10 protein-coding genes are annotated in these 9,487 nt (G+C 76.0%); 4 read left to right on the top strand and 6 right to left on the bottom strand.

The genetic code is table 11. The annotated features are described in order from the left end of the window. Positions 1-18 precede the first annotated feature (18 nt). Genes KLI87_RS31405 through KLI87_RS31395 form a run of 3 tightly spaced genes read left to right on the top strand, consistent with a single transcriptional unit; the run spans position 19 to position 3,265 of the window. Positions 19-1,158, top strand: a complete 1,140-nt coding sequence (locus KLI87_RS31405) for a precorrin-3B synthase (RefSeq protein WP_214619942.1) — start codon at positions 19-21, stop codon at positions 1,156-1,158. Beyond that, complete coding sequence (locus tag KLI87_RS31400; protein WP_214619941.1) at positions 1,155-1,775, top strand: precorrin-8X methylmutase; 621 nt, start codon at positions 1,155-1,157, stop codon at positions 1,773-1,775. The genes KLI87_RS31405 and KLI87_RS31400 overlap by 4 nt, the downstream gene beginning before the upstream one ends. Continuing rightward, positions 1,775-3,265 carry a precorrin-2 C(20)-methyltransferase gene (locus tag KLI87_RS31395; protein ID WP_214619940.1) on the top strand — a complete coding sequence of 497 codons (1,491 nt, stop codon included), beginning with the start codon at positions 1,775-1,777 and terminating at the stop codon, positions 3,263-3,265. Before KLI87_RS31400 ends, KLI87_RS31395 begins: the two co-directional genes overlap by 1 nt. Here KLI87_RS31395 and KLI87_RS31390 read toward each other — a convergent pair. Beyond that, positions 3,256-3,987, bottom strand: a complete 732-nt coding sequence (locus tag KLI87_RS31390; protein ID WP_214620077.1) for a cobalt-precorrin-6A reductase — start codon at positions 3,985-3,987, stop codon at positions 3,256-3,258. The two genes, KLI87_RS31395 and KLI87_RS31390, sit on opposite strands and share 10 nt — an antisense overlap. A 23-nt stretch (positions 3,988-4,010) precedes the next feature. Between KLI87_RS31390 and KLI87_RS31385 the strand changes: the two genes are divergently transcribed. Beyond that, complete coding sequence (locus KLI87_RS31385) at positions 4,011-5,063, top strand: cobalt-precorrin-5B (C(1))-methyltransferase (protein ID WP_308166335.1); 1,053 nt, start codon at positions 4,011-4,013, stop codon at positions 5,061-5,063. A 3-nt stretch (positions 5,064-5,066) separates the two neighbouring features. Here the strand turns inward: KLI87_RS31385 and cobM are convergent, their stop codons facing one another. The 5 genes from cobM to KLI87_RS31360 all read right to left on the bottom strand — a co-directional run bounded on the left by cobM (position 5,067) and on the right by KLI87_RS31360 (position 9,469). Beyond that, positions 5,067-5,807, bottom strand: a complete 741-nt coding sequence (gene cobM / locus KLI87_RS31380) for a precorrin-4 C(11)-methyltransferase (protein ID WP_214619939.1) — start codon at positions 5,805-5,807, stop codon at positions 5,067-5,069. After that, complete coding sequence (gene cbiE, locus KLI87_RS31375; RefSeq protein ID WP_214619938.1) at positions 5,804-6,994, bottom strand: precorrin-6y C5,15-methyltransferase (decarboxylating) subunit CbiE; 1,191 nt, start codon at positions 6,992-6,994, stop codon at positions 5,804-5,806. Before cbiE ends, cobM begins: the two co-directional genes overlap by 4 nt. Beyond that, positions 6,987-7,400 (bottom strand): pyridoxamine 5'-phosphate oxidase family protein, encoded by a 414-nt coding sequence (locus KLI87_RS31370; protein WP_156218726.1) that lies wholly within the window; start codon positions 7,398-7,400, stop codon positions 6,987-6,989. Before KLI87_RS31370 ends, cbiE begins: the two co-directional genes overlap by 8 nt. An 82-nt stretch (positions 7,401-7,482) precedes the next feature. Next, on the bottom strand, positions 7,483-8,562 hold the full coding sequence (locus tag KLI87_RS31365; RefSeq protein WP_214619937.1) for a DUF2637 domain-containing protein: 1,080 nt from the start codon (positions 8,560-8,562) through the stop codon (positions 7,483-7,485). 259 nt (positions 8,563-8,821) lie between these two features. Continuing rightward, positions 8,822-9,469: a dioxygenase gene (locus tag KLI87_RS31360; RefSeq protein ID WP_156218724.1), complete on the bottom strand. Its 648-nt coding sequence runs from the start codon at positions 9,467-9,469 to the stop codon at positions 8,822-8,824. Positions 9,470-9,487 lie beyond the last annotated feature (18 nt).

Below are 9,487 nucleotides of genomic sequence, written 5' to 3'. Positions count from 1 at the left end.
CGGGGTTAGGATCCGGGCATGCGGTCAGGGGCGGACGGGTGTCCGGGGGCTCTGCGGGTACATGCCGCCGCCGACGGAGGGCTCGCGCGGGTCCGGTTGCCCGGCGGGGCGGTGAGCGGGGCGCGGCTCGCCGTGCTCGCGGCCGCCGCCGCCGATCTCGGGGACGGGTTCCTTGAGCTGACCTCGCGGGCGAACGTGCAGATCAGAGGGCTTGCGGACGGGGCGGAACGCGACCTCGCGGCGCGGCTGCGCGCGGCGGGGCTGCTGCCGTCCGCGACGCACGAGCGGGTCCGCAACATCGCCGCGAGCGTGCTCACCGGACGGGACGGCGCCGGGCTGCTCGACGTCCGCCCCCTCGTCGCGGAGCTGGACGCCGGGCTGTGCGCCGATCCCGCGTTGGCGGAGCTGTCCGGGCGGTTCCTGTTCACGCTCGACGACGGCCGCGGCGACGTGGTCGCGATGCGCGGCGACGTCGGCCTCTACGCGCTCGGCCCGGACCGGCTGGCGCTCGTCCTGGCCGGTGCCGACAGCGGTCTCCGGGTCCGCCCCGAGGACGCGGTCGGGCTCGTGCTGGACGCGGCGCGCGCGTTCCTGCGCGTCCGGACGCAGGAGTGGCGGGTGGCCGAGCTGCCCGGCGGCCTGCCGCTGCCCGGCGGGCGCGAGGAGCCCGTGCCGGTTCCGGCGGTGCCGCGACGGACGCCGCTCGGCGAGATCCCCCAGCGGGACGGGCGGAGGGCGTTCTCCGGCCTCGTCCCGCTCGGACGGCTCGACCCCGCGCCGCTCCGCGGCGTCGAGGAGATCATTGTCACGCCGTGGCGGGGGGTCGTGCTTCCGGACCTTCCGGACATGCCAGACTTCCCTGGCCTGGTCACCGCGCCGGAGTGGGAGGGGCTGACCTCCTGCGCCGGGCGGCCGGGCTGCGCCAGGTCGCTGACCGACGTCCGCGCCGACGCGGCCCGCGCCCGCCGCGCACAGGGCGGCCTGCCCGTCCACTGGTCGGGCTGCGAGCGGCAGTGCGGGCGACCGGCCGACCGGCATGTGGCGGTCGTGGCGGGGCCGGGCAGGTACGAGGTGCGGCTGGGCGACGCGGTGCGGGCACGGCCGGAGGATCTGGCGGCGACGGCGGCGGCCGTCGCCGCGACACGGAGGAGCGAGTGATCGACTACGTCCGCGACGGAGCGGAGATCTACCGGCGGTCGTTCGCGACCATCAGGGCGGAGGCGGACCTCGCGGGGCTGCCCGCCGACGTCGCCCGGGTCGCCGTCCGGATGATCCACGCGTGCGGGATGACGGACCTGGTGGACGACCTGGACCACGCGCCCGGCGTCGTCGCGGCGGCGCGCGCCGCGCTGCTGGACGGGCGGCCCGTCCTGTGCGACGCGATGATGGTGGCCGCGGGGGTGACGCGCGGGCGGCTGCCGAAGGACAATGACGTCGTCTGCACGCTCGGCGACCCGCGCGTCCCCGGACTGGCGCGCGAGCTGGGCACCACCCGCAGCGCCGCCGCGCTGGAGCTGTGGCGCGACCGCCTCGCCGGGTCGGTGGTGGCGGTCGGCAACGCGCCGACGGCGCTGTTCCGGCTGCTGGAGATGGTCCGGGACGGGGCGGGCGTCCCGGCGGCGGTGCTCGGGATCCCGGTCGGGTTCATCGGCGCGGCGGAGTCGAAGGAGGCGCTGGCCGCGTCGGGTCTGCCCTACCTGGTCGTGCGCGGGAGGCGGGGCGGCAGCGCCATGACCGCCGCCGCGGTCAACGCCATCGCCAGCGAGGAAGAGTGATGACCGGACACCTGTACGGCGTCGGGCTCGGCCCCGGCGACCCCGAGCTGATCACGTTGAAGGCGGCCCGGCTCATCGGCGCCGCGGACGTGGTCGCCTACCACTCGGCACGGCACGGGCGCAGCATCGCCCGGTCCATCGCGCGCGAGCACCTGCGGGAGGGGCAGATCGAGGAGGCGCTGGTCTACCCGGTCACGACCGAGGCGACCGGCGACTACCGGGGGGTGCTGGAGGAGTTCTACGCGCGGTGCGCGGAGCGGCTGGCCGAGCACCTGGACGCCGGACGCGACGTCGTGGTGCTCTGCGAGGGCGACCCGTTCTTCTACGGCTCCTACATGCACCTGCACAAGCGGCTCGACGGGCGCTATCCGACGACGGTGGTGCCGGGCGTGACGTCGGTGAGCGGCGCGTCCGCCGAGCTGGGGCGGCCGCTGGTGGAGCGCGACGAGGTGCTGACCGTCCTGCCGGGGACGCTGCCGCCGGACGTGCTGGCCGAACGCCTCGCCGCGACCGACTCCGCCGCGATCCTCAAGCTCGGGCGGACGTTCGGCAACGTCCGGCAGGCCCTCGACCGGGCGGGGCGCCTGAACGACGCCTGGTACGTCGAGCGCGCCACGACCGAGGAGCAGCGCGCGCTGCCGCTCGCGGACGTGGACCCGGCCACCGTCCCCTACTTCTCCGTCGCGGTGCTGCCGAGCCGCGTCCACGAGCAGACGCGCCGCAGCTTGCCCGAGCGCGCCGCGCCCCGCAGCGGGGAGGTCGCGGTCGTCGGCCTCGGCCCGGCCGGGCGCGGGTGGCTGACGCCCGAGGCGCAGGACGTCCTCGCCGCCGCCGACGACCTGGTCGGCTACGCCCCCTACCTGGCGCGCGTGCCCGCCAACCCCCGGCAGGCCCGGCACGCCTCCGACAACCGGGTGGAGGAGGAGCGCGCGGAGTTCGCGCTGGCGCTGGCCGAGCGCGGGCGGCGGGTCGCGGTCGTCTCCTCCGGCGACCCGGGCGTGTTCGCGATGGCCGCCGCCGTGCTGGAGGTGGCGGCGGGGGAGCGGTGGCGGGACGTCCCGGTGCGGGTGCTGCCCGGCCTGACCGCCGCGAACGCGGTCGCGTCCCGGGTCGGCGCGCCGCTCGGGCACGACTACTGCGTGCTGTCGCTGTCGGACCGGCTCAAGCCGTGGGACGTCATCGAGGCGCGGCTGTCGGCCGCCGCCGCGGCCGACCTCGTCATCGCGATCTACAACCCGGCGTCGCGGACCCGGACCGCGCAGGTCGCCAAGGCCCGCGACGTCCTGCTCGCGCACCGCTCCCCGGACACCCCGGTCGTCATCGGACGCGACGTCGGCGGCCCCGAGGAGAGCGTCCGGGTGATCCGGCTCGACGACCTCGGCGCGGACGGCGTCGACATGCGCTGCCTGCTGCTCGTCGGCTCGTCCAAGACGCGGTGGGCCGAGCGCGGGGACGGCCCGGCCGTCTACACCCCGCGCCGCTACCCGTGACCGGCCAGCCAGTCGACCGCCTCCTCGACCGACCCGGCGACGGGGACGCCCTCGGGCGCGGGCGGGCGGTCGACCATCACGACCGGCAGCCCGAGCGTCCGCGCGGCGGTGAGCTTGGCCGCCGTCATCGCGCCGCCGCTGTCCTTGGTGACGAGCGTGTCGACGGCGTGGCCGCGCATCAGCTCCAGTTCGTCCTCCACGGTGAACGGCCCCCGGGCGAGGACGGTCTCCATCCGCGGCGGCACCGGCGGCTCGGGCGGGTCGACCGAGCGCACGAGGAACCAGCGGCGCGCGTCCCCGGCGAACGCGGCGAGGTTCTTGCGGCCGGTCGTCAGGAACACCCGCTCGCCGGGCAGGTTCGCGGCGGCGGCCCGCAGCGAGGGGACGCGCCGCCAGTCGTCGCCCTCCCGCGGCGTCCAGCCGGGGCGGCGCAGCACCAGCAGCGGGACGCCGGTGCGCCCGGCCGCCACCACGGCGGACGCGGTCATCAGCGCCGCGAACGGGTGCGTCGCGTCGATGACCGCGTCGATGCGCTCGGCGCGCAGCCAGGCCGTGAGGCCGTCCGGCCCGCCGAAGCCGCCGACGCGGACGCGTCCCGGCGGCGGCTCGGGCGCGGCGGTGCGCCCCGCCAGGGAGCTGATCACCTCGCGGGACGGGTCGGCCGCCAGCCGCCCGGCCAGCGCGCGGGCCTCGCCGGTGCCGCCCAGCAGCAGTACACGCATGGTCACGAGGGCATGGTAGAGGCGTGAGCGGCCCGGGAGCGGGAGGGTTGCGGCACGGGTGGACGACCGGCGCCTGCGCGACGGCCGCGACCAAGGCCGCGCACGCCGCGCTGCTCACCGGCGAGTTCCCCGACCCGGTCGAGATCACGCTGCCGCGCGGGCAGCGCCCCGCGTTCGCCCTCGCCGTGGAGGAGCTCGGCGACGGGTACGCGACCGCAGGCATCGTCAAGGACGCCGGAGACGACCCGGACGTCACACACGGCGCGCTGGTCCGCTCGACCGTCCGCCCCGGCGCGCCCGGCACCGGCGTGGTGTTCCGCGCGGGCCCCGGCGTCGGCACCGTCACCCGTCCCGGCCTGCCGCTGGAGGTGGGGGAGCCCGCGATCAACCCGGTGCCCCGGGCGATGATGCGCGAGGTCCTCGGCGGCGCCGACGCGATCGTGGAGATCTCCGTGGACAACGGTGCCGAACTGGCCCGCCAGACCTGGAACCCGCGCCTCGGCATCCTCGGGGGGCTGTCGATCCTCGGCACGACGGGCATCGTCGTCCCGTACTCGTGCTCGGCGTGGATCGACAGCATCCGGCGCGGCGTGGACGTCGCGCGCGCCGCCGGGCGCCTCCACGTGGCGGCGGCGACGGGCAGCACGTCGGAGAAGGCCGCCGCCGAACTGCACGGCCTGCCCGAGGACGCGCTGCTCGACATGGGCGACTTCGCGGGCGCCGTGCTGAAGTACCTGCGCCGCCACCCGGTGCCGAGGCTGACGGTCGCGGGCGGCGTCGGCAAGCTCGCCAAGCTCGCCGCCGGGCACCTAGACCTGCACTCCAAGCGCTCGCAGGTCGACTTCGCGGTCCTCGCCTCGATGGTCGCCGACCCCGGCACCGCCGAACGCGTCCGGCACGCCAACACCGCCCTCGACGCGCTCCAGATCTGCCAGCGCGCGGGCGTTCCACTGGGCGACCTCGTGGCGGCCCGCGCCCGCGCCACCGCCCTGGACGTCCTGCGCGGAGCCCCCGTCGCGGTCGACGTCATCGTCATCGACCGCGCGGGCACGATCGTCGGCCGCGCCGGCCCCTGACCCTCAGCGGGGGCGGGCCGCCGAGTACAGGTGGCTGCCGGGGAAGTTCTCGGCCGCCAGGACGGCGCCGACGATGATGACGGCCGTGCGCTCGACGCCCGCCTCGCGCACCTGCGCGGCGATGTCGCCGAGGGTGCCGCGCAGGATCACCTCGTCCGGGCGGGACGCGTAGGCGACGACGGCGGCCGGGCACGCGGCGCCGTAGTTCGGCAGCAGCTCCGCCACCACCGCCTCGATCCGCTGGACGGCCAGGTGCAGCACGATCGTGGCGCGGGCACGGCCCAGCACGGCGAGGTCCTCGCCCGGCGGCATCGGCGTCGCGCGGGCGGAGGTGCGGGTGAGCACGACGGTCTGCGCGACCTCCGGGACCGTCAGCTCCCGGCCCAGCGCGGCGGCCGCGGCGGCGAACGCGGGGACGCCCGGTGTCACGTCGTAGGGGACGCCCACCGCGTCGAGCCGCCGCATCTGCTCGGCCATCGCGCTGAACACCGACGGGTCGCCCGAATGCAGCCGCGCCACGTCCTGGCCGCGCGCGTGCGCGGCGACCAGCTCGGCGACGATGTCGTCCAGCACCATGCGGGCGGTGTCGACGCGGCGCGCGTCCGGCGGGCACCACTCCAGCACCTCTACCGGGACGAGGCTCCCCGCGTAGAGGCAGACGGGGGACGCGGCGACCAGGTCGCGCCCGCGCACCGTCATCAGGTCGGCGGCGCCCGGACCGGCGCCGATGAAGTGCACCGTCACCGCGCCACCGCCCTGGTCACCGTCCACTGCGTCACCGGCATCATCGGCCTCCATCCCGTGAACCCGCCGACCGGCGCGGCCCTGCTGATCGCGATCCTGGTCAGCTCGCCGCCCAGGCGCCCGCGCGCCTCGGCGACCACCTGCTCCGACTCCAGCGTGACGGCGTTCACCACCAGGCGCCCGCCCGGACGGAGCGCGGCCCAGCACGCGTCGAGCACGCCGGGCGCGGTGACGCCGCCGCCGACGAAGACCGCGTCCGGGGCGTCCAGGCCGGCCAGCGCGCCCGGCGCCGCGCCGGTCACCACCCGGACGCCCGGGACGCCCAGGGACGCGGCGTTCACCCCGATCCGCTCCGCGCGGTTCGCGTCCCGCTCGATCGCGACGGCGCGGCACGACCGGTGCGCGCGGGCCCATTCGACGGCGATGCTGCCCGCGCCCGCCCCGACGTCCCAGAGCAGCTCGCCGGGCACGGGACCGAGCCGGGCGAGCGTGATCGCGCGGACCTCCCGCTTCGTCAGCTGCCCGTCGTGCTCGTAGGCGTCGTCGGCCAGGCCCGGCACGGCGGACGTGCCCGCGCCTCGGCAGCGGACGGCGACGATGTTGAGCGGGTCCGGGGCGTCGTGGAGGGGGCCGACGCGCTCGTCCGGGGCGCCGAGCCGCTCCAGCAGCGTCAGCTCGCTGCCGCCGAACCCGCGCTCGCGCAGCAGCGCCGCGACCTCGCCGGGCGTCGCCGCGCCCGCCGACAGCACCAGGACGCGTCGCCCCTCCGCCAGCACCGCGCCCAGTACGGCGAGCGGGCGCCCCACCGCGCTGACGACCTCGGTGTCCTCGACCGGCCAGCCGAGCCGCGCGCACGCCAGCGACACCGACGAGGGATGCGGCAGCACCCGCACCGGCCCCAGCAGCCGCACCAGGGCCGACCCGACGCCGTAGAGCATGGGGTCGCCGCTCGCCGCGACCGCGACCCGGCGGTTCCGGTGCGCGGCGAACAGGCCGGGCAGCGCGGGCATCATCGGCGAGGGCCACGGGACGCGTTCGGCGGCGAGGTCCGCCGGCAGAAGGCCGAGCTGGCGCACGCCCCCCATGACCACCTCGGCGGCGCGGAACGCCTCGCGCGCGGTCCCGGACAGGCCGTCCCAGCCGTCCGCGCCGATCCCGACGACGGTGACGCCGGGGGCCTCAGACATGCCCGAGGATCCGGCCGATCGCGATCTCGATGACGACCCGGCGCGGGTTCGCGCGCGGTGCCCGGTAGCGCTCGGTGTAGCGGCGCTCGGCGTCGGCCACCGACTCCGCGTCGGTCCGCAGGACGGCCCGCCCCTCGATCGTCGCCCAGCGCGCCCCGTCCACCTGGGTCACGGCCGCCGCGGCCCCGTCCGGGCCCGCCGCCGCGACCAGCCGCGCCTTCGCCGAGGTCCCCGAGGTGATCACCCGGACGACCCCGGCGGCGGCGTCCAGCGTGGCCCCGACCGGGACCGCGTGCGGCGTCCCGTCCGGGCGGACGGTGGCGAGCGTGCACAGGTGCCGTTCCCGCCAGAACGCCAGCAGCCGCTCGTCGTCGGCCGCGAGCGCGTGTCGTGTTGTCCCCTGCATGCCCAGCAGGATCCCAGAAGCGGGACCCCTCTCTCACTTCAGGGTCCGGGTGCGCCGCGGCCGCGGCGCACCCGGTGCCGGGTCAGACGCGCCAGGAGCGGACGAGCTCGTCCAGCGCGGACTGGTCGTAGAGGATGCCCTGCGAGATCAGCTCCTGGGCGACCAGGTCGCCGTCGCCGTGGTGCTTGGCCAGCAGCCGGTACACCGCGTACGGGAACCAGTGGTTGTCGCTGATCCGCTGGATCTCCGCCTCGTCGCAGGTGTAGCCCTCGGCCCGGACCTCGGCGAGCGTCGCGGCGACGTCGCCGTGCCGCCGCTCCAGGACGTCGATGACCAGCGCGCGCAGGGTCTCGGCGTTCTGCGGGGGCGCGGGAGCGGGCTCCTCGGCGACGGAGCCGAGGGCGCCGTGCCCGTTGAGGCCGCTGCGCGCCGCCGCGCTGGCGACCGCGAGTTCCGGCTCGGGCTCCGGCGCGGGACGCGGCGCCGCGGCGCGGGCGGCGGACGCCGTGCCGTCACCGGCGGCGGCGCCGGACGCTGCGCCGGACGCAGCAGGCTCGGGCTCGGCCTCACGGGCGCCGTTCGCGGACGCCGCGCTCCCGTTCACGCCGGTTCCGTTCACCTCGGCCGCGTCGCCCGACTCCAGCGCCTTGCCCGAGTGGCCGGGGACCTGGATCTGCGGGAACGGGCCGGTGTTGCGCAGCGGCATCAGCGTGATCTGCTGGAGGGTGACGGGCCCGGCGATCGCGCGGTGCTGGGGCTCGGGCTGCTTGGGCTCCTGCTCCTCCTCGCGCGAGACGTACCGGTGCAGCGTCCGCAGCAGGACGAACAGGCCGAGCATCGACACGATCGGCGGGACGGCGGCCGTCGCCTGGTAGGAGAACGTCCGGTGCCCGACGTGGCCGACGTTGAAGATGAGGCTCGCCGTCCAGCCCGCGAGCGCGATGCTCAGCGGGAGGAAGAAGTCCAGCCAGCTCAGCAGCTGCCGGCGGTGCAGCACGAAGGCGTCCACGGCCAGCAGGAACAGGCCGAGTTCGCCGACGATGATGAACAGGTCGACCAGCAGCGGGAACGAGTCGGCCTTCCAGCCGCGAAGGCCGTGTTCCAGCGCCCAGTGGTAGAGACCGGCATAGGACTGGGCGAAGCCGCCCACGGTGGCGGTCATCACCGCCGCGGCCATGAAAGCGATGGCCCCCCAGCGTGTGATGGCCTGTGCCCTGTTGGCAGCGCTCATGCGGGGTGTGCTCCAGATTTCCTTACCCAAACAAGAGTGATCCTTGGGAGACTATCCATTCGCCCGGCGTTGCGTGGTGGAAACGCGTCACGTCTCGGTCGCGGTGCGGAAATAGACCGTCCCCACCAGGCCCAGCGGTGGCCTGGCGGGGACGGGGTTCCGTAATGGGAGCGTTACGGCACCTGGAGCGTTACGGCACGCGAAGGACGAAGTCGATCACGGCGTCGCGGCCGTTGGGGCCGTTCGTGACCTTCATGAGCAGGCGCGGGTCGTACAGCGAGTCCGTCTGGTTGCGCGGCTCGTTCGGGAAGTACGTCTGCGTCGTCAGGATCGAGCGGCCCGGGGCCTGGAGCTTGACGTGGATGTGCCGGGTGCGGCCGGGGTAGAGGCCGGGCACGATCGTCGTCAGGGTGAACCGTCCCTGCGCGTCGGTGTACTGGTGACCGCGCAGCGTGAATCCGCTGTTGTCGTAGTTCCCGTAGTTGTCGGCCTGCCAGAAGTCCAGCAGCGCCCGGTTGATCGGCTTGCACGACTGCGAGTAGACGATGCCGCTCACGGTCAGCTTGGTGCCGGGCAGGCCGGGCGTGGTCAGGTCGGCGCGCTCAGGCGAGTTGGGCTTGAAGTACGGGCCCTCCATCTGCGACGGGGTGGCGGTGCTGTCCCCGTCGGTGCACTTCGGGGTGGGCGTCAGCAGGCGCTGACCGGCCTCGGGCCGCACGCGGGCCGAGGCCGGTCCGGCGGCGGAGAGCGCGGCCGGGACGGCCAGCGCACCGACGCCCGCGGCGACGATGAAGTGCTTGCGGCTGATGCCGCTGGTTTCCTGCTCGTCCTCTGGCATGGCGGGTTCCTCTCGGCG

The sequence above is a fragment of the Actinomadura sp. NEAU-AAG7 genome, from assembly GCF_018603865.1.
GTDB lineage: Bacteria > Actinomycetota > Actinomycetes > Streptosporangiales > Streptosporangiaceae > Spirillospora > Spirillospora litoris.
This window is presented reverse-complemented; position numbering and strand designations above follow the sequence as displayed.

Bases quoted from the DNA above. Each gene is read 5' to 3' on its own strand.
- KLI87_RS31405 (WP_214619942.1), top strand. From the start codon at position 19: ATGCGGTCAGGGGCGGACGGGTGTCCGGGGGCTCTGCGGGTACATGCC.
- KLI87_RS31395 (WP_214619940.1), top strand. From the start codon at position 1,775: ATGACCGGACACCTGTACGGCGTCGGGCTCGGCCCCGGCGACCCCGAG.
- KLI87_RS31390 (WP_214620077.1), bottom strand. From the start codon at position 3,987: ATGCGTGTACTGCTGCTGGGCGGCACCGGCGAGGCCCGCGCGCTGGCC.
- cbiE (WP_214619938.1), bottom strand. From the start codon at position 6,994: ATGTCTGAGGCCCCCGGCGTCACCGTCGTCGGGATCGGCGCGGACGGC.
- KLI87_RS31370 (WP_156218726.1), bottom strand. From the start codon at position 7,400: ATGCAGGGGACAACACGACACGCGCTCGCGGCCGACGACGAGCGGCTG.
- KLI87_RS31365 (WP_214619937.1), bottom strand. From the start codon at position 8,562: ATGACCGCCACCGTGGGCGGCTTCGCCCAGTCCTATGCCGGTCTCTAC.
- KLI87_RS31360 (WP_156218724.1), bottom strand. From the start codon at position 9,469: ATGCCAGAGGACGAGCAGGAAACCAGCGGCATCAGCCGCAAGCACTTC.